Annotated in this window: 19 protein-coding genes; 9 read left to right on the top strand and 10 right to left on the bottom strand. The window is 64.8% G+C overall.

Going from position 1 to position 17,312, the window contains the following annotated elements:
• Nucleotides 1-12: 12 nt before the first annotated feature.
• The 5 genes from ACLMAL_RS11625 to ACLMAL_RS11605 form a co-directional block, all read right to left on the bottom strand.
• Entirely contained in the window at nt 13-876 is an 864-nt protein-coding gene (locus ACLMAL_RS11625; protein ID WP_328399561.1) for an LLM class F420-dependent oxidoreductase, read from the bottom strand.
• A gap of 158 nt (nt 877-1,034) precedes the next feature.
• Nucleotides 1,035-1,640: a GTP-binding protein gene (locus ACLMAL_RS11620; RefSeq protein ID WP_406229348.1), complete on the bottom strand. Its 606-nt coding sequence runs from the start codon at nt 1,638-1,640 to the stop codon at nt 1,035-1,037.
• The gene (locus ACLMAL_RS11615) at nt 1,615-1,965 is read right to left on the bottom strand and encodes a DUF742 domain-containing protein (RefSeq protein WP_328399557.1); all 351 of its coding nucleotides are present in this window, start codon (nt 1,963-1,965) and stop codon (nt 1,615-1,617) included. Before ACLMAL_RS11615 ends, ACLMAL_RS11620 begins: the two co-directional genes overlap by 26 nt.
• Nucleotides 1,966-1,999: 34 nt before the next feature.
• Complete coding sequence (locus tag ACLMAL_RS11610) at nt 2,000-2,434, bottom strand: roadblock/LC7 domain-containing protein (protein ID WP_328399555.1); 435 nt, start codon at nt 2,432-2,434, stop codon at nt 2,000-2,002.
• A complete protein-coding gene (locus tag ACLMAL_RS11605; RefSeq protein ID WP_328399552.1) occupies nt 2,434-3,891 on the bottom strand; it encodes an ATP-binding protein in 1,458 nt (485 codons plus the stop codon). The genes ACLMAL_RS11610 and ACLMAL_RS11605 overlap by 1 nt, the downstream gene beginning before the upstream one ends.
• A 447-nt stretch (nt 3,892-4,338) precedes the next feature.
• Between ACLMAL_RS11605 and ACLMAL_RS11600 the strand changes: the two genes are divergently transcribed.
• A complete protein-coding gene (locus ACLMAL_RS11600; protein WP_328399550.1) occupies nt 4,339-4,770 on the top strand; it encodes an SRPBCC family protein in 432 nt (143 codons plus the stop codon).
• A gap of 81 nt (nt 4,771-4,851) precedes the next feature.
• Here the strand turns inward: ACLMAL_RS11600 and ACLMAL_RS11595 are convergent, their stop codons facing one another.
• Nucleotides 4,852-6,387 (bottom strand): DHA2 family efflux MFS transporter permease subunit, encoded by a 1,536-nt coding sequence (locus ACLMAL_RS11595; protein WP_411999062.1) that lies wholly within the window; start codon nt 6,385-6,387, stop codon nt 4,852-4,854.
• Between the two features lie 103 nt (nt 6,388-6,490).
• On the opposite strand from ACLMAL_RS11595, the gene ACLMAL_RS11590 reads away from it, so the two are divergent.
• Together ACLMAL_RS11590 and ACLMAL_RS11585 are read left to right on the top strand one after the other, a co-directional pair.
• Entirely contained in the window at nt 6,491-6,973 is a 483-nt protein-coding gene (locus ACLMAL_RS11590; protein ID WP_411999061.1) for a MarR family winged helix-turn-helix transcriptional regulator, read from the top strand.
• Nucleotides 6,974-7,010: 37 nt separating this feature from the next.
• Nucleotides 7,011-8,333 (top strand): FAD-dependent oxidoreductase, encoded by a 1,323-nt coding sequence (locus ACLMAL_RS11585; protein WP_411999060.1) that lies wholly within the window; start codon nt 7,011-7,013, stop codon nt 8,331-8,333.
• Nucleotides 8,334-8,350: 17 nt separating this feature from the next.
• Here ACLMAL_RS11585 and ACLMAL_RS11580 read toward each other — a convergent pair whose 3' ends face one another.
• Together ACLMAL_RS11580 and ACLMAL_RS11575 are read right to left on the bottom strand one after the other, a co-directional pair.
• Nucleotides 8,351-9,703 (bottom strand): alpha/beta fold hydrolase, encoded by a 1,353-nt coding sequence (locus tag ACLMAL_RS11580; RefSeq protein WP_411999059.1) that lies wholly within the window; start codon nt 9,701-9,703, stop codon nt 8,351-8,353.
• A 16-nt stretch (nt 9,704-9,719) separates the two neighbouring features.
• A complete protein-coding gene (locus ACLMAL_RS11575) occupies nt 9,720-11,543 on the bottom strand; it encodes a S8 family serine peptidase (protein ID WP_411999058.1) in 1,824 nt (607 codons plus the stop codon).
• Between the two features lie 353 nt (nt 11,544-11,896).
• On the opposite strand from ACLMAL_RS11575, the gene ACLMAL_RS11570 reads away from it, so the two are divergent.
• The 3 genes from ACLMAL_RS11570 (at nt 11,897) to ACLMAL_RS11560 (ending at nt 14,846) form a co-directional block, all read left to right on the top strand.
• Nucleotides 11,897-12,121: a hypothetical protein gene (locus tag ACLMAL_RS11570; protein WP_411999057.1), complete on the top strand. Its 225-nt coding sequence runs from the start codon at nt 11,897-11,899 to the stop codon at nt 12,119-12,121.
• Between the two features lie 21 nt (nt 12,122-12,142).
• A complete protein-coding gene (locus ACLMAL_RS11565) occupies nt 12,143-13,270 on the top strand; it encodes a hypothetical protein (protein ID WP_411999056.1) in 1,128 nt (375 codons plus the stop codon).
• A 349-nt stretch (nt 13,271-13,619) separates the two neighbouring features.
• Nucleotides 13,620-14,846, top strand: coding sequence for a cytochrome P450 (locus ACLMAL_RS11560; RefSeq protein WP_411999055.1), 1,227 nt, complete (start codon nt 13,620-13,622; stop codon nt 14,844-14,846).
• A 103-nt stretch (nt 14,847-14,949) separates the two neighbouring features.
• Here the strand turns inward: ACLMAL_RS11560 and ACLMAL_RS11555 are convergent, their stop codons facing one another.
• Together ACLMAL_RS11555 and ACLMAL_RS11550 are read right to left on the bottom strand one after the other, a co-directional pair.
• Nucleotides 14,950-15,156 carry a DUF397 domain-containing protein gene (locus ACLMAL_RS11555; protein WP_411999054.1) on the bottom strand — a complete coding sequence of 69 codons (207 nt, stop codon included), beginning with the start codon at nt 15,154-15,156 and terminating at the stop codon, nt 14,950-14,952.
• Nucleotides 15,146-16,150 carry a helix-turn-helix domain-containing protein gene (locus tag ACLMAL_RS11550; protein WP_411999053.1) on the bottom strand — a complete coding sequence of 335 codons (1,005 nt, stop codon included), beginning with the start codon at nt 16,148-16,150 and terminating at the stop codon, nt 15,146-15,148. Before ACLMAL_RS11550 ends, ACLMAL_RS11555 begins: the two co-directional genes overlap by 11 nt.
• Before the next feature lie 111 nt (nt 16,151-16,261).
• Between ACLMAL_RS11550 and ACLMAL_RS11545 the strand changes: the two genes are divergently transcribed.
• Genes ACLMAL_RS11545 through ACLMAL_RS11535 form a run of 3 tightly spaced genes read left to right on the top strand, consistent with a single transcriptional unit; the run spans nt 16,262 to nt 17,168 of the window.
• Nucleotides 16,262-16,711, top strand: coding sequence for a hypothetical protein (locus ACLMAL_RS11545; RefSeq protein WP_406229333.1), 450 nt, complete (start codon nt 16,262-16,264; stop codon nt 16,709-16,711).
• Nucleotides 16,708-16,962, top strand: a complete 255-nt coding sequence (locus ACLMAL_RS11540; protein ID WP_411999052.1) for a hypothetical protein — start codon at nt 16,708-16,710, stop codon at nt 16,960-16,962. Before ACLMAL_RS11545 ends, ACLMAL_RS11540 begins: the two co-directional genes overlap by 4 nt.
• Nucleotides 16,959-17,168: a hypothetical protein gene (locus tag ACLMAL_RS11535; protein WP_411999051.1), complete on the top strand. Its 210-nt coding sequence runs from the start codon at nt 16,959-16,961 to the stop codon at nt 17,166-17,168. The genes ACLMAL_RS11540 and ACLMAL_RS11535 overlap by 4 nt, the downstream gene beginning before the upstream one ends.
• Nucleotides 17,169-17,312: the final 144 nt, after the last annotated feature.

The following is a 17,312-nucleotide window of genomic DNA, read 5'->3' as shown; positions in this document are numbered from 1 at the left end:
CGGATCACTAGATCAGATCGAAGCAACCCTTGGCACCAGTCCGGCAACCTGCTCGGTGAATTCGATCGGGTTCCGATCGGGCATGATGTCGAGTTGCTCGATGCCCAACGCCGCGAACTGCTCGGCCGCTTCCAGGAAGGCGTCGGGGCTGTCGAGAACCGGCTCGACGTACACCGCGGTCTTGCGAATACTCTCGTAGTCGCGACCCTCCGCCTCGCAATGCGCCCGCAGGATATCGAGCTTGCGTGTTACCTCCTCGAGGTCGGAGGCGAAAAGGTTGCAGGCATCCGCGTAGCGCGCCACCAGCAGCAGGGTCTTCCGCTCGCCGCCGCCACCGATGAGGATCGGCGGCCTGGGGCTACTCAACGGCGCAGGGACACAGAGGGTTTCGGCGAGTTGATAGTGCTCGCCGTCGAACGGCCCGTTGTTGTCGCTCCACATCTGCAGACAGATCTGCAACGTCTCCTCGAGCCGTTCGAACCGCTCCGCCATCGGGACCACCGGCACTCCGAGCGCGAGCTGTTCGCGCTCGTACCAGGACGCACCGATTCCCAGCTGTGCGCGACCACCCGACAATACGTCCAGCGTGGTCACGATCTTTGCCAGCAATCCGGGGTAGCGGTACATCACGCCGGTCACCAAAAGCCCCAACCGCATGCGCTCGGTGACCGCTGCGACATACCCCAGGGTCGTGTACCCCTCCAGCATCGGCTCGTCCGCGGTCGCCCGGTGCTCCATCTGAAGGTAGTGGTCCATCACCGTGAATTGCGAGAAGCCGCCCTGCTCGGCAATCCGCGCGGTCTCGGCGAGCGTGTTGGCGATCAGCCTCGGCTCCGCCGGATGCGAATAGTTCCAGTAATGCAGTCCGAGTTCCATTCGTCTCCTCTGTGTGCAGACGCGTCAACAATTCGGTCTTGAAGACCTTGTCACATGACGAAGCCCCTCTGACCAAGAAGTCAGAGGGGCCGCAATTCAGGCGTGCGCGAACTCTGGCGAACCGTGCGGTACCGGACAGGATCCGAACACGGACGTGTTTACCTCCGTGACTCCTGACGGTGGAACAGGAATTCGACGAGCGTGATCATGGACCGCAGACATGTGCTCCGGTTTCGCGCGTCGAGCGACGTCAAGGGGGTGCCTGTCGCAAGATCGAGCGCGTCCCGGATCTCCTCGAGGGGGTAGCGTTTAGCGCCCTCGAACTGGTTGACCGCTACCGAATACGGCACACCGCGTTCCTCGAGCACCGAAAGCACCTCGTCGGCCTTCTCGATGCGCCGGGTGTCGACCAGCACCAGCGCACCGAGCGCACCGCGCGCCAGCTCTTCCCACAGTGGGACGAAGCGTTTCTGGCCCGGTGTCCCGAAAAGGTACAGCGCAAGTTCGGGATTCAGCGTGATGCGGCCGAAGTCCATGGCGACGGTGGTCTGCGTTTTTCCCGGCAGCCCCGCCATATCGTCGACGCCGACACTTGCCTCGGTGATCGTCTCTTCGGTGCGCAGCGGCTTGATCTCGGAGAGGCTGTTCACGAAGGTGGTTTTGCCGACACCGAAATTTCCTGCGACCAGTAGCTTTACCGACCTGGTTACGGTGTCGGGAACATAATCGACATCGCCCTCAGGCCGGGAGAGCACGGAGTCCATTGAGTACCTCCTCGAGCAAAGAGATTTCCGGCACGACAGCGGCCGGTCGGGGCATGACGAGGTATTCGCTGTCGAGCAGATCGGCCACGACGATCTTCACTACAGACGGCGGCAGATCGAGATAGGCCGCGATCTCGGCCACCGAAAGCGCACTGCGACGGCTACACAGGTTCAGCACTTGCCGGGCGTCAGGACTGACGCCCGGTGTCGGGTCCTTGGCAACCAACACCAAAGTCACCAAGTCCAATTCACGACTCGGCCGCGTTCGTCCCCCGGTCCGCACATACGCACGGACCAGATCAGGATCCCGCCGCGACCCACTCATGACTGCGCCATATCAGCGCTCGACTGCGTGACACTCACGGCAAGCCGCCGCTATCAGCCCTCCCACGTGGCTGGCTGCCGAGCTCGCGCCCGACCCGCCCGGCAAGCTCGTTCATGCGGTGCACGACTAAGCCGACATCGGCGTCGGTGTTGGTGGCAACGCCGAGCAGCGCGCCCTCACCGGCCGCGGTGATGAGGATCATCCCCTGGTCGTACTCGGTCATGTTCTGCCGCACGCCGTTGTCGATGCCGCCGCAGAACTCGCCGAGCGCCTTGCCGAGCGATCGCAGACCCGATGCCGCGGCCGCGAAACGTTCCGCATCGTCTTTGGACACTCCACCGGAGTGTGCGATCCGCAGGCCGTCATCGGACAGCAGTACGGCGAATCGGACACCCGGGGCATTCAGATCCTCGAGTAGCCAGCCCAGTTTGTTCGCGCTGTCGGCCCCCGCTGTAATCGGTGTGCCCATCAGGATGTCATCCCTTCGGTGTGGTCGGATGGGGTGTTGTTGGCGATCGGCAGGCTGTCGGTTGCGGCAGCGCGGCCAGTCTTGGAACCGCTTTGCCAGGCTGCCGCGACATCGGGACGAGCAAGTCCGGGTTCGGTGTCGGAGCGCGCCGCGCCTGCGGGAGCCGCAGCCGGTGCCGTGGTTCGGCGACGCCGCTTGGGTAGGCCGCCACTGGTGATGTCATGCACAGAAAACGCCTGCTCCTCGTCCGACCGTTCGTGCGCGCCGACCGCAACCGGTACCGGTAATGGCTCCGCTGGAGCAGCAGCAGGAGCGACAGCGGCAACACCGCCATTGCCGGGTTGTGGTGCGACCAGCAGCGCTTCGGGGATGTACACCATCGCGCGCATACCGCCGTACACGTTGGGGCCATCGATGTAGACGGTGAATCCGTAACGGCGGGCCAACGCCGCGATGCCGGGGAAACCGACCTTCGGCGACGGGCCGAGCTGGTGGATGTCGACCGGGCGCTCATGTGCGAGCACCTGCCGCGCTTCTTCCATTTGCTCGGGGTTCATCCGCACGCCCGCATCATCGACGATGACGGTGACGCCGTGATGACCTTCCTGGAAGCTGACGTCGACGTACGACGTCGGCGGCGAATAACGCAGCGCGTTGTCCAGCAGCGTGGCGAGCGTGTGCACGAGCGGTTCCACCGCGCGGCTGATGACGATGCGATCGAGCTGGGTGGGTCGCACACGCAGGTAGTCGCGCACACGACCGGTCGCGCCGCCAACGACGTCGGTGAGCGCCTGCGCAGGCCAGCGGCGGCCCGGCAGGCCACCACACACGATCACATACGACTGCGCCTGGCGCAGCATCTGCTGAACGGTGTGGTCGATGCGGGTGAGGGTCGCGTAGACCTCGTCGTCACGGTGTTCGCGCAGCGCGGCGCTGACCACCTGGCTGACGTCCGCACCGAGGCTGACCACCGAGGTGCCGAAGGACCGCACCGCCGCGCTGGTCGCCGCCCGCGAGGACGACTCGACTTCGGCTCGCGCCGACTCCTGCGCGGTCTTGACCGCCGTCTTCGCCTGCTCCTCGGCCTCGCGGTTGACGGACTCCCTTGTCTCGATCTGCAGGAGTCTCAGCTCGTCGGCGTAGCGCTCGGCAATCCACCGCAGCAGCTGCGCGAACCGCGAATTCTCCATGCCCGCAGGCACTTCGATCGAGGGTGTGGCGACCTCACCGCGGCGGACCGCGTCGGATACCGAGGGCAGTGTGGTGACGGCAAGGTGCTCGACTGCTTCTTCGAGCACTCGGTTCTGTTGTGTCAGTGCCTCATGTTCCCGGGCCAGCGCGGCGGCGCGAGTCCGCTGCTGCCTGGCGGATTGCGCCAAGTACAACGCCGCCGCCACGGCAAGCACCAGCGCGGGGGCAAGGATCCATGAAAGCACCACGGCGATATCTTGATTCATCAGTTCTCTCGTCGTTTTCGGGCTCTAGGCTCACCGGACAAGCCGGGCCACGTCACGGTCTGTGTCGAGACTTCTGTGCGGTTCCATTGGGTGCCACAGGCTTCTGCCACAGCGCTTCGTCTCGCCTTCCTCGCGACGCCGACCATGAGCAACCCTGGTCGGATCAGGTCCGCGTCGGAGGCCAGCGCCTGGTACGGCAAGCGGAGGCGCACAAGCATTTACCCCGACGACTCGGTCACATTAGCAGCATTGCCAGGAAGTCTCTCCTGATACGAGTTCATGTGTGGGAACGAGCTTCGGTGCAGCGGAGTGCATCTCACACGATGCAGTGTCGGATCGGGCTGTCGCCAGGCCCTTTCCCTCTTCGCCACACGGTCGCGGCACGCCCTCGACAACCCCGGTCGAGCAGGTTGCTACAGAACCGCGGGTACCGGATACCATGCCCGAATGGCAAAGCTGAAGGTCTCCGTCGACGTGCCGATCTCCCCGGAACAGGCGTGGTCACACACCTCCAACCTCACCGAGCTGGACAAGTGGCTCACCATGCACGAAGCGTGGCGCAGCGAGGTTCCCAGCGAGCTCACGGTGGGCACGAAGCTCGTCGGTGTCGCCTCGGCGAAAGGGTTGCGCAACCGGGTGACCTGGACAGTGCAGGCCGCCGAGCCCCCGCGCCGGCTGGCGCTGACCGGAGCCGGCAAGGGCGGCACCAAGTTCGGCCTCGAAATGCTCGTGGCCGCTAAGGGTGCGGGTTCCGCGGTCACCGTCTCCATCGATCTCGGCGGGCCGCCCCTGTTCGGCCCCATCGGCTCCGGCGTCGCCCGCGCGCTGAAGGGTGACATCGAACGCTCCCTCGAACGCTTCGTCGCGCTGTACGCGTAGGCAACTGCCGAACAGTCGAACGGCCGGGCATCGGTGTGGGAACACCGATGCCCGGCCGCATCGCAGTCGGGTAGGGCGTGGTCAGTGCACCAGGGCCGCTGGTGCGTCGACGACCTCCGGATTCTTCGGCTTCATGCGCGGCAGGAAGAATGCCGGGACCAGGGTCAGCACGATGAGGACCAGCGCAACGATGTAGGTGTGGCTGAATGCCTCGGCAGCCTGCTTCAGCCCCGCTTCGATCGCACCCGGCGGAAGCTGACCTGCGATAGCGGGATTGGAGTTGGAAGCGATCGCGGGCCCGGCGAACTGCTGGTCCTTCAACAGGTTCGTCAGCACCACCGACATGGTCGCGGTGCCGATCGAGCCCGCGGTCTGGTTGATGATGTTCATCAGGGTCGAGCCGCGGGCGACCTGCTGGTGGGTCAGCGTCTGGATCGCCGCGGTCATGATCGGCATCATCGTGCAGCCCATGCCGAGGCCCATCACGAACAGCGCGCCGCACATCGCGATGTAGGAGGTGTCCGCCTGCAGCTGGGTGAAGAACGAGGTGCCGATCGTGATCAACGTGATACCGACGAGCACGATCTTGCCCGGACCGATCTTGTCGACGAAACGGCCCGCGATCGGCATCGTCAGCATGGCGCCGAGGCCTTGTGGCGCAATCAGCAATCCGGCGGCCAGCGCGGATTCACCGCGGACCTGCTGCAGGTAACTCGGCAGCAGCAGTCCGGCACCGAAGAAGGCGATCGCGAACAGCACCATCGTGAGGACCGCGAAGGTCAGCGACCGGTTGCGGAACAGGTGGAGATCGATCAATGGGTGCTCGGTGCGCAGGGCGTGGAAGACGAACGCGACCATGAGGACCAGACCGACGGCCGCGGGCGCGAGCACTCTCGCCGAGGCGATCGTGCCCTGCTCCGGAATCGATGACACACCGAACAGGAACAGCGCAAGACCAGGCGAGGCCAGCAGCATGCCGAGGAAGTCGAACGACTCCGAGGGTTCCGGCTTGTCCGACGGGAACACGATGAATGCCAGGGCGAGCGCAACGATGCCGATCGGCAGGTTGATCAAGAAGATCCAGTGCCAGCTGAATGCGTCGATCAGCCAGCCGCCGAGAATCGGGCCGCCGATCGGGCCGAGCAGCATCGGCACGCCGAGTACGGCCATCACGCGACCGACCCGCTGTGGGCCCGCGGCGTGGGTCATGATCGTCATGCCCAGCGGCATCAGCATGCCGCCGCCGATGCCCTGGATCACACGGAAGGCGATGAGCGACTCGATGTTCCAGGCGAAGCTGCACAGCACCGATCCGAGCACGAAGAAGGTCAGCGCCATCATGTACAGACGTTTGGTGCCGAACCGGTCCGCGGCCCACCCGGTGAGCGGAATGACGGTCGCCAGCGCGAGGGTGTAGCCCGTCATCGTCCACGCCGCGATCGCGTAGCTCGTCTCGAACTCGAGCTGGAACGTGGGGATCGCGACGGTCACGACGGTGATGTCGAGGATCGACATGATCGCGCCGAGCACGACCACACCCGCCACCTTGAACACCGCTGCGTCCAGCTTGTCGGTCGACGGGTCCGACCCCGCCTGAGTATCCGGAGGATGGTTCACCGGTTAAGCCTGTCATCTCTCCGCCAGAAGAACCAGCACATTCTGGTTATTCCGTTGGCTAACGATAGTTGCTTCACGCAATCAAACAATTTACTATTGTTTCATGCAAGCAAATAAAGACCAGATCGCCGAACTGGCCAGGACGACCGCGCGCTTCTCCGACGCGATGCGCACCGGCATGGCCAAGGCATTCGATCCAGTCCGAGTCGGCGTGCTGCAGCTGGCCGTCGAGCACGGTCCGCTGCGGGCAGGCGAGGTGGCCGAACGGCTCAGCGCCCTGCCCTCGTCCATCACCAGACACGTCAAGGCGTTGACCGACGCGGGCCTGATACAGACCCGCGTGGACGCGGAGGACCGACGCGCGGTGCTGCTCGAGGCGACCGACGCGGGCCGCGTGCAGCTGCGGCAGTTTCTCGACGTCGGCACCCAGGTCTTCGGCGCGGTTGTCGCCGACTGGCCGGCCGGCGATGTGGTTGCCCTGACCGCATTGCTCGACCGGTTGATCGAGTCCTGGGCGGCGCACGGCGCGCAGCAGCAGCAACGCGCCGGGCGGCGCACCAGGGCCTTCGGCTGGAGCCAGGAATAACAGTGTTCGCGCATTGCACAGATTGGAAGGAAAATTCATGTCTGCCAACAAGTCCCTGCGGGTAATCGTCGCCGGTGGCGGCATCGGCGGTCTCGCGCTGGCCAATGGCCTGCGCAAGGCGGGAATCGACGTCGCGGTGTACGAACGCGACCGCCACCGCACCGACCGCGTGCAAGGGTTCCGCATCCACATCAACCCGAGCGGCAGCCGGGCGCTGCACGACCTGCTGCCCGAGACCGCCTACCGGGCGTTCAGCGCCAGCTCCGGCAAGGGGGCCACCCGCTTCGGCTTCGTCACCGAGCAGATGAAGGACCTGCTGGATCTCGATTCCGAGCTGATCGGGGGTGAGCGCGACGAGGTCGATTGCAACTACGGCATCAGCCGGATCACCCTGCGCCAGATCCTGCTTGCCGATCTCGGCGCGGTGGTGCACTACGACAAGGCCGTCACGGGCTACACCGAATTGCCCGACGGCCGGATCGAGGCCCATTTCGCCGACGGCGGTTCGACCGTCGGCGATGTCCTGGTCGGCGCGGACGGCGGGACGTCGCGCGTTCGCGCGCAACGCCTTCCGCAGGCGCAGCGCGTGGAGACCGGCATCGTCACCGTCGCAGGCAAATTTACGCTGACCGACGACAGCAGGCGACGGCTCACACCGAAGTTCCTGGCCTCTCCCCTTGCGGTCATGCCGCCCAAGGGATGTGGGATGTTCATCGCGCCGCACGAGTTCGATCGGCCGGACCCGCAGTACTCCGGTATCGGTGGTAACGACGGCGCGGCCGCGCTCGTCCCCGGCGCGCTGTTCGACAACACCCAGCCGTACGTCTTCTGGGCCTACGCCGCCAAACGCGGCGACTATCCCGGCGACGTCGAGCTGGAATCGCTGGACGCCGCGCAACTGCACGACATGGTCAACCGGCTCACCGCCCGGTGGGCGCCCGAATTGCGCGAACTCATCGGTGGATCCGATACCGACACGGTCACTCTCATCCCGATCCACACGTCGGTTCCGGTGCCGCCGTGGGAGACAACGCATGTCACCCTGCTCGGCGACGCGATCCACAGCATGACGCCCTTCCGCGGCATCGGCGCCAATGTCGCGCTACGCGACGCCCAACTGCTGTGCGCCGAGTTGGTCGCCGCGGCCGGTGGCGAGCAACCGCTGCGCGCCGCCATCCACGACTACGAGGCGCAGATGATCGAGTACGGTTTCGCCGCCGTGCGCGACTCGCTGACCGCCGCCGAGCAGACGGTGTCCGACAACTCCGTCGGGCGGGCCATCGGCAGGACGGTGTTCCGGGTGGCACAGGCCGTGCCACCGCTCAAGCGAAAGATGTTCGCGGGCTTCGGCTCCGAGTGACCCGGTCGGCGGCCGGTTCAGCCGACGAGGCCCCCTGCGGACGCTACGACCCAGGCGAGCTCGGGATGGATGATGTCGGAATGGGCTCCCGACGGTGGCGAGCCCTTCTTCACAACGCGGGCCGCGTCGATATTCACCAGCCTGGTGCCGTCGAAGTCGTACCGGGTTCCCACGTCGAGCAACGCGGTGACCGCGACGTCGGGCTGGTGCCCGTCGTGACCGATGCCGCCCCAGCGGTAGGTCGCATCGTCGAAGCCTGCGGCGTCCTCCCGGCCGAGCAGCGACGCCAGCGGATACAGCGTGCCGACGGCGGAGTCGTGCTCGGAGTAGCAGGCGGTGACCGGGCGCTCGACCCGCGCATCCTTCCCGTTCAACGCCCCGCTGCGCCGCGCGTCGAACGGCAACGACGCGGCAAAGGCGAAGTGGGAGAACGCCCCTTGCAGCAGCGTGACCGAGCGGACTGTGCTGTTCGCGGGCAGCCCGGCGAGCGCGTAGGACACTACGCGCGCGCCGAAGCTGTGGCCGATCAGATCGATACGCAGCGCGGGCCGTCGCGCGAGCAGCCGTCCGAGCAGCGGTCCGAGGCCGCGTTCGCCGATGGTGCCCGCTCGATGCTTCATCTGGAAGTAGGTGAGTTGCCGGGCGGCCTCCTGCGCACCGTGCCAGAGTCGGCCGAACGTATCACCGAATCCCGCCGCCCCACCGGCGCCACCGGTGACGATGCCGAGGTCTTCGAGTTGGGTCGCGAAGCGGGAGAACAGCTCTGCGCCCGGATCGGGCTGCGCGATGAAGGGCGGTTCGTCGGTCTGTTCGCCGTCACCGTCGCCGGTGGTCGCCGCGGCGATCGTCTGGATGAGGTCGCGTGCGCGCTGTAGCGCCGCACCGTCGTCGGGACGTTCGACGAGCAGTCCGAGCAGTTCGTCGACGGCGGCGCGCTGCTGATCGGGAAACGCCGCACGGATCATCGCCTGCATGTCCGCGTTCGGTGGTGCGGGCGGCGGGAATTCGAGTCCGCCGCCGAGGCCCGCGGCGCCTGCGCCGCCCCCGAGATCGACGGCCGCGGCCGGTTCGAAGTCGGGAATCGGTTCGTCGGACCAGCGGCTGGAGGGCCAGAAAACACCGAGCAGCAAGATCTTCCGATTTGGTAACCCATGCGCGGCCAGCAGTGGCGGCAGCTGTGCATAGAAGGCTTCGTACAAGCGGCTCGCCACGCTCGGCGTGTTGTTCCAGCCGTGGGTGAAGACAAGCAGATCCGTTGGTTCGATCGTGTCGAGTTCAGCGGCCAGCGCGCGCTCGCCATCGGGGTCGACATCACCGTTCTCGTCGATCCTGAGCTCGAGCAGTGGCAGCCCACCGATGTCCTTGGTCATTGTGTTCTCCGATGTTCTAGACGGATTGGAGTGCGCGCATCAGGTCGACGAGACCGGCGCCCTCGAAATAGCGCTCCCGGCCGAGTGGGACCGCCGATTTCACGAAGATCTCCTTGATCTCCTCGGCCTGGGTGATGAACTCAGGTCGCACCGAGAGGAATGCGGCGATCGCTCCGGAGACATGCGGCGCGGCGAAGCTGGTGCCGGTGTCCGCGCCGTAGCAGGCAACGCCGGGCGGGATGTCGGTGATGCCCCATTTGGCCGCCGCTTTCCCGGTGGCGCAGGAGGTGATCCGCTCGCCGGGCGCGACCAGGTCCGGTTTGAGTCTGCCGTCGCCGGTCGGCCCCTTGGACGAGAAGTACGAAACACCATAGGTGTGCGGCGATTCGCGGTGCGTCGACCCGACGGTAATAGCACGCTTGGCATTGCCGGGATCGTTGATGGTCATGGTGAGACCGACGTTGGTCTGCCGCTCCCGCGCACTGAACCGGCCGTATCCGGTGTTGCCCGCCGCGACCACGACGACCACCCCCGACCGCACCAGGCGGTCGACCTCTTTGCACAGCGGGCTCTGCCCGCAGGCGAACCATTCGGCATCGAACTCGTAGCCCAAGCTGATGTTGACGCCGTGGATCTTCGTAATCCTGTCGTTGTCGCCGTTGACTTCCCGGACATACCGCAGCGCGGCCATCACCGAGATCATGTCGGAGGCGCCCTCCGAGCGCAGCACCTTCAGGCTCACCAGGTGCGCCTGCGGCGCCATACCGGAAACCACCCCGGGTTCGACCTGTCGGACACCGCGCAGCGGCCGCGCATCGAGTTCGGTGTACTGCTCGGTGACCACCCGCAGGTTCTCGCCGGGGAAGGAATCCGGGAGGTAGCCCGCGATTATGCCTGCGACGTGGGTGCCGTGGCCCAACCCGTCCTGCAGTGCCGCGTCGGCGGTCTCCGGGCCCGGATTCACCGACTGGGTGAAGTCACGATGCAATGGGAAGACGTCGTCGGCGAGCACGGTTTTCCCGGCATCGAAATGCGGATGCGTCCGATCGATCCCGGAATCCACTACCGCCCAGCGAATTCCGCGCCCACACGCGTCGAACGAGCGCCGCGCCGCGTCGGCCTTGACCGTGCGTCCCGACACATCGATCAGCGGTTTGACCGGGAAGTTGGGCCAGATGCGATGAATCACGTTCTGCCCGTGGTTATTCTGTCGCTGCTCATGGTCGATCTCGACCAGCCGCTTGACCTGCTCCATCGTCATCTTGGCCCGCACATACTCGTCGAACAGCTCGACCGCCGCAGGCCTGCGTTCCCCATGGTTGAGCTGGTCGAGCAGCCGCGTCAACGCGGCGGTCGCCGCCTTCACGCCACCCAGGTAGCCGACATTCAATTCGATGACAACCGACAGCGGTTCGCTGTCGTCGCTCGGCTGATCGAGCACGCGCGCTCGCACATCCGGATCGAGCAGTGGCCTGGTGATCACGCTGGGCTGGATGGGGTTGCGCTGGTCCGGACTCTGCGTCACGGAGGGCAGGTCAGGGTTCGTCAAGCGGCGCCGCGCCTCTTGGGCGGCATTCTTCCCGGATTCGGTGATACGCCATTGATGGCGGTTCGACAGCACGAAGCCCTCGTCACCGAGATACCGCCGGGCCGAGTAGACGCGCGACTGCCATCGCAGGAGATTCGCCCGCGCCGGGTCCGGTTGAAGGTCTTCTGCGCTGGGATGGAACTCGGGCATCGCCTCGATGAGGTCGATCGCGTGTTCCGGGGTTGCTTGTTGCGCATCCTGCAGCGCAACGAGAAGCAGGTCTCCGAGGTCGGGGATCGGAGTGAGTGCCATGCGCGTCTCCTTATCTCAGCGCGCGCCGGCTACAGCGTGTATGTATGGGTGGATCAGGCGATCAAGTCCTTGATCGCCTTCTCGTGCAATGGAACGCGCGTGCGTCCCTGCGACGATCGCGCTGCCCATCGCGCACTGCCGCCGGGATGTCACCCGCTACCCCACCGACGGTAGGACCGCGCACCCGCAATAACACGGGTAGTGCCCTACCTGTCCTCACCTGCGCAGACACGACTTCCTTGGAGTACCGGACAGCACCCCTGACACCACACGGATTCCGTGGCCAGGTTGCGCCAGCCGTGGCAATGGTCCGTTATATAACGGGCCATCAAATGGCGGTATAGGGTGCATCAATGACCTTGGGAGCGAGCGGTTTCCGGCGAAACGTGCGTTGGCTTTCTGTCGTGCTGTGTATGGGTGTGGCCGCGTGCGCGAGCCCAGAACCCAAGCCGAAGAGTGTCGACTACAACAACATGCCCGGCTACAACTACGACGAGGCGAAGCTCCCGCGGTACGAGCTGCTCGATCCGCAGCGGATGGCCGACGGCGCACCCGTGACGACGCCGCAGCAATGGTGAACCCAACGTCGGCCGGAGATCGTGAAGCTCTTCGAGGACAACATCTATGGACGTACCCCGGTCGCCGCAGAACAGGCTCCAATGCGCGTCGAGTCTGTCGAAGGGCGAACCCCGGCGCTGGACGGGCTCGCCTACCGCGAGCAAGTGGACCTGATCTTCGGGCCGACACCGAAGCCGGGCAGCCACGCCGCCTGGCGCATACGCGTGCTGCTGTACCTGCCCGCCCGTGCCAACGGACCGGTGCCGGTGGTCTTCGGTCTGAACGGCGGCGGCAACCAATCGATCGTCGACGATCCGGGCATCGCACCGACCAACATCTGGGTCACCGAAGACGATCAGGCACCGCATCCCGAAACCCCAGGAGCCGATACTCGCGGATCGCAGAGCGCGCAGTGGCAGGTCAAGTCGGTGCTGTCGCGAGGTTACGGGCTGGCGACGGCCTACTACCAAGACCTCGAGCCCGACGCGAAAGATCAACGTGCCAACAGTGTCCGTGCCCTGTTCGATACCCCCGGCACCGCCCCGGCAGCGAATGAGTGGGGCGCGATCGCTGCGTGGGCATGGGGTTACCGCAAGGCGGTCTCCTATCTGCGGACCAACCCCGGCGTCGAGGCGACCCACGTCGCGGTCACCGGTCACAGTCGCTTGGGCAAGGCCGCTGACTGGGCAGCGGCGACCACCCCAGAGATCAGCGCACTACTGTCTACCGAATCCGGAAAAGGCGGGCAGTCAGTCCAGCGGCGCGAGCTCGGCGAAACCGTCAAACACCTCGCCCAACAATTCCCCCACTGGATGTGCCCGGCCTACGCCACTTGGGTCGGCCGCGACCAGCAGATCCCAGCAGACGGAAATCTGCTGCTGTCACTGGTGGCGCCACGCCCGCTGTACGCCGCGAGCGCCCAGGATGACCGATGGGCCGATCCTAAAGGTGAATTCCTCTCCCTGCGCAGCGCCGCAAGCGTCTACGCGCTACTGGGCACCAGCGCCCTGGCACCTGATACACCTATGTCGGCAGTAGATCAACCGATCGGAGTCGACACGAACACGGCTTACCACATCCGCTCCGGAAAACACGACGTCACCGCCTACGACTGGCAGCACTATCTCGACTTCCTCGATACGCGTTGGGGCGTGCCAGCAAAGCGGTAGACGTCCGTCCCGGGGTCCTTCCAGCATGGTGCAACACTGCTTTTCGGCCGCCGCGGTGATCGGCCGAGCCGCAAGTTCGTGCCCGTCATGGCCACAATCACCATGACGGCACGGCCAGCATCTGAATCGATCTACTGCCCTACCAAGGCCACGGAAACGACTGGTGCTCCGGGGAGTCGGTGTGGTCAACCCGCCCCGAGACCGGCCGACCGCGTGATCGGCCGGCTCATAGTTCACCGTCCGGACCGAGGGACGTGTCGCCCGATCGGGCCATCCCGAACGGCCCCGCCGAGGCACCCTCCCGTGCTTGAATTGATGTCTAGAACGTGTTCCAGTGTGGGAGGTGGCCATGGCCACACCGTCGATACCCGCCGGGTTCGATTTCACCGACCCTGACCTGTGGGCAAAAGGCCGACCGGTCGAGGAGTTCGCGGAACTGCGGCGCACCGCGCCCGTCTGGTGGAACGCGCAGCCCCACGGTGTGAGCGGGTTCGATGACGGCGGCTACTGGGTGGTCACCAAGCTCGAAGACATCAAGGAAATTTCGCGACACCCGGAAATCTTCTCCTCCACCGAGAACACCGCGATCATCCGGTATCAGCCGCAGATCACCCGCGAACAGATCGAGGTGCAGCGGGTGATCATGCTCAACATGGACCCGCCCGCACACACCAAGAGCCGCCGCATCGTCTCGAAGGGATTCACGCCGCGTGCGGTGGAGAGCCTGCGGCGCGCACTCACCGAGCGGGCAGCCGCCATCGTCGCCGATGCCAAACACATCGGAAGCGGAGATTTCGTCGAACTGGTCGCCTCCGAGCTGCCACTGCAAGCCATCGCCGAACTACTCGGAGTCCCCCAGCAGGACCGCAAGAAACTGTTCCACTGGTCGAATCAGATGATCGGAGCCGATGATCCGGAATTCGCGGGCGACGCGGCCACCGCACAGCTCGAATTGACCGGCTACGCCTGGAATTTGGCCGAGGAGCGGCGCAAATGCCCGGCCGAGGACATCGTCACCACACTGGTGCACGCCGACATCGACGGCGAGCATCTCAACTCGGAAGAATTCGCCTTCTTCGTCATCCTGCTCTCGGTGGCAGGCAACGAAACCACCCGCAATTCCATCACCCACGGCATGAAAGGCTTCGTCGACCACCCCGACCAATGGCAGCTCTACCGCGAACGCCGCCCGCGCACCGCACCCGACGAGATCGTGCGCTGGGCCACCCCCGTCGCCGCCTTCCAGCGCACCGCGACCCGCGACGTCGAACTCGGCGGCCAAGCGATCAAAAAGGGCCAGCGAGTCGGAATGTTCTACAGCTCAGCCAATTTCGACGAAACAGCCTTCGACGACCCCTTCACCTTCGACATACTGCGCGACCCCAACCCACACGTCGGTTTCGGCGGCGCGGGAACCCACTACTGCCTCGGCGCGAACCTGGCGCGCCTCGAGATCGACCTGATGTTCAACGCCATCGCCGACGCCATGCCCGACATCACCCAGGTCTCCGAGCCCGAGCTCCTGCGCTCGGGCTGGCTCAATGGGATCAAACGCTGGGAAGTCAGATTCGAGTAACCCTCGAGCTCAGCGCCTCATGCATCCATCTGCCACCAGCCACCCTGACGGCGAAAAGCCCGTATCTCGTTCGAATGTCCAAAGATACGGGCTTCCGATGTGACTAAGGGTGGTCGAACTCCCCGTCATGCACCCCAGCCATGAAAGCGGCCCACTCCCCAGGAGTGAACACCAGCGCCGGACCGGTCGGATTCTTGGAGTCACGAACACCCACCATGCCACCGTTGAGGTGCGCGATCTCCACGCATTCCTTACTGCCGCCGCTGCGGCTGCTCTTGAACCAGCGGGCTCCGGACAGGTCAGCGTTCACGCTCATGCTCCCTTGCTGCATCCCTTAGCAGGATCCTGGTACTGCTCTCATCCAACGATGTGCGTTGGAAGATGTCGTACGCCTGTACGTACCGCTGAACGGTACCTACCTTCTCCGAATACATGTCTCCGGTGTAATTCTCGGCGTACACGATCGTCGGCTCAACTGATTTGCCCTGGCTGTCGACACCGAAGTCGAGGACTACGAACGGGCCGATCTGGTCGCCCGTCGGCATACCGGCAGCGAAGGGCAGAACTCGCACGCATACGTTCGGGCGAGTGCCCGCGTCTGCGAGGTGTCGAAGTTGCTTCGCCATGATCTTCGGACTACCGATTACTCGACGCAAGACACTCTCGTGAAGGATCACTTCCAACCGAACCGGCTTGGTGCCCCGTGTGATGAGCGCTTGGCGCTGAAGTTTGAGCCGAACACGGCTGTCCAGCTCCGAATCCGTGTCGTCTGGATTCGCGGCCCGCGCGAGCACCTCTGTGTAGTCCGCAGTTTGGAGTAGACCGGGTACGAGGTCGGGCTGGTACGTGGTCAATCTATGCGCGGACGCTTCCAGGCCAACGTAGATGCTGAAATTCGCCGGGATGACATCACCGAACTCATGCCACCACGACTTCACGGCGGCCTGCCGCGCGAGTCCCACGAGAGCGGCAGTGCGGTCGTCGTCCAAACCGTAAATGCGGCACAATTCGCGGACATCAACGTCTCGTACGCGGTCCGATTGTCCACGCTCTAGACGCTGTAGTGTGCTCTTTCCCCACTGCATGAGCTGGGCAGCGTCTTCCAAGGTCATCCCCATCGCATCGCGGCCTTCCTTGAGATAGCGGCCGAGTTGGCGTCGTGGGAGTGTGCTGCTTGCGTTGTCCGGCATTGACGTTCCGTCCTGAGATGTCCGCGCGTCCCATGTTGGGAAGATTCTGGCATCCGCATCGGGATCACCGCTGGGCTTTTCGCCTAGTTCGTTTGGGATCCCAAAATGACCCATCGGAACACCGCCGGTAGGTGTGTGCTGATCACGCGCCCGGACCTTCGGATTACTCCTCCTCACGTCCCCCGGACGCACCTACTTTGCTACCCAAGCTGACCAGGAGTCAGGGTGCCCGCGCCCACAATTGCCGAGGAAGTCCTCGGCCGATGCCACTACTACCGCACTGCGTGCGCACTCCCCTGCCACGTCGATGAACGAGGCAGACTCGCTGTGACCATCGGCGGCACACTTCGCGCGCTGATGCTCGCTGAATATTGGGGTTACCGAGTCCAGGAAGAGCTGGCCGCGTGGCGGATGAGTGGGCCGACGATCTGGCATCCGGTGCAGCGGCTGACGATTTTGACGGGCGCGTATCCCATCGATGAACACGACCCTGCAATGCGAGACCTGTTGCGGCGCACCGATTCGGTGCTGGTCGAACCGGGCAGGCCGATCATCCTGCCGTCGCCTGGAGACGGTGTCCGTGGTTGGGCAACGCCGATCAGGGATCTGTTCCGGCCGACCATGGCAACCGTTCTCACCATGCTGGCCGAATGCGCGGCACGGGAGATGCGATGAGTGCAACCCTGTTCCTTGTTCTCCCCCACGACAGCGGGGACCATCCCGAGTTCGACAGCAGAGCCCGGCCGTCTGCGCTGAAAGACAAACTGCGCCACGACAACCCCCATTGGCCGGTGTCGAGCCGTGCCGCTGCCGAGAAGGCGCTGAGCGTCCACCGGTACTGCGATCCACTGGAGTGTTCCACCCGCGTTGCCGCAATCATCGTGACGCGCAACAACTTCGAGTACTTTCGAAACCGGATGCGATGACCGTGTCGTGGCCCGCTGAACCGGATGTGCATCTGCGGATAGACCTACAAGGAGTGATCCTGCACTACGCCGCACATCCTGTGGCTGCGTATCGACTGATCGAAGACCAGCGGATCCGCCACTACATAGACAACGTTTCCGTGGTCCCCGGTGACGGCAGCGGCCTACCCCGCCTCCCCTGCGAACAGCTCTACCTAGCGCCATGAGCAGGCGAACCCGAGGCTCGAGAGAGTTCCTATCCGTATCACTGGATCCTGCGACATGTGCATGATGTCGGCAGCTTTGTCTACGCGCTCGATGGATTGTTGTGTGCCATGATCGGACAATGGACTGGCACGATCCGCATCACC

This window comes from Nocardia sp. CWNU-33, assembly GCF_046764895.1.
Classification (GTDB): Bacteria; Actinomycetota; Actinomycetes; order Mycobacteriales; family Mycobacteriaceae; genus Nocardia.
This window is presented reverse-complemented; position numbering and strand designations above follow the sequence as displayed.

Coding starts and splice junctions, on each gene's coding strand:
- ACLMAL_RS11585 (WP_411999060.1), top strand. CDS start 7,011: ATGTCTGCCAACAAGTCCCTGCGGGTAATCGTCGCCGGTGGCGGCATC.
- ACLMAL_RS11605 (WP_328399552.1), bottom strand. CDS start 3,891: ATGAATCAAGATATCGCCGTGGTGCTTTCATGGATCCTTGCCCCCGCG.
- ACLMAL_RS11610 (WP_328399555.1), bottom strand. CDS start 2,434: ATGGGCACACCGATTACAGCGGGGGCCGACAGCGCGAACAAACTGGGC.
- ACLMAL_RS11600 (WP_328399550.1), top strand. CDS start 4,339: ATGGCAAAGCTGAAGGTCTCCGTCGACGTGCCGATCTCCCCGGAACAG.
- ACLMAL_RS11620 (WP_406229348.1), bottom strand. CDS start 1,640: ATGGACTCCGTGCTCTCCCGGCCTGAGGGCGATGTCGATTATGTTCCC.
- ACLMAL_RS11535 (WP_411999051.1), top strand. CDS start 16,959: ATGACCGTGTCGTGGCCCGCTGAACCGGATGTGCATCTGCGGATAGAC.
- ACLMAL_RS11575 (WP_411999058.1), bottom strand. CDS start 11,543: ATGGCACTCACTCCGATCCCCGACCTCGGAGACCTGCTTCTCGTTGCG.
- ACLMAL_RS11540 (WP_411999052.1), top strand. CDS start 16,708: ATGAGTGCAACCCTGTTCCTTGTTCTCCCCCACGACAGCGGGGACCAT.
- ACLMAL_RS11560 (WP_411999055.1), top strand. CDS start 13,620: ATGGCCACACCGTCGATACCCGCCGGGTTCGATTTCACCGACCCTGAC.
- ACLMAL_RS11625 (WP_328399561.1), bottom strand. CDS start 876: ATGGAACTCGGACTGCATTACTGGAACTATTCGCATCCGGCGGAGCCG.
- ACLMAL_RS11615 (WP_328399557.1), bottom strand. CDS start 1,965: ATGAGTGGGTCGCGGCGGGATCCTGATCTGGTCCGTGCGTATGTGCGG.
- ACLMAL_RS11580 (WP_411999059.1), bottom strand. CDS start 9,703: ATGACCAAGGACATCGGTGGGCTGCCACTGCTCGAGCTCAGGATCGAC.
- ACLMAL_RS11570 (WP_411999057.1), top strand. CDS start 11,897: ATGACCTTGGGAGCGAGCGGTTTCCGGCGAAACGTGCGTTGGCTTTCT.
- ACLMAL_RS11550 (WP_411999053.1), bottom strand. CDS start 16,150: ATGGGTCATTTTGGGATCCCAAACGAACTAGGCGAAAAGCCCAGCGGT.
- ACLMAL_RS11590 (WP_411999061.1), top strand. CDS start 6,491: ATGCAAGCAAATAAAGACCAGATCGCCGAACTGGCCAGGACGACCGCG.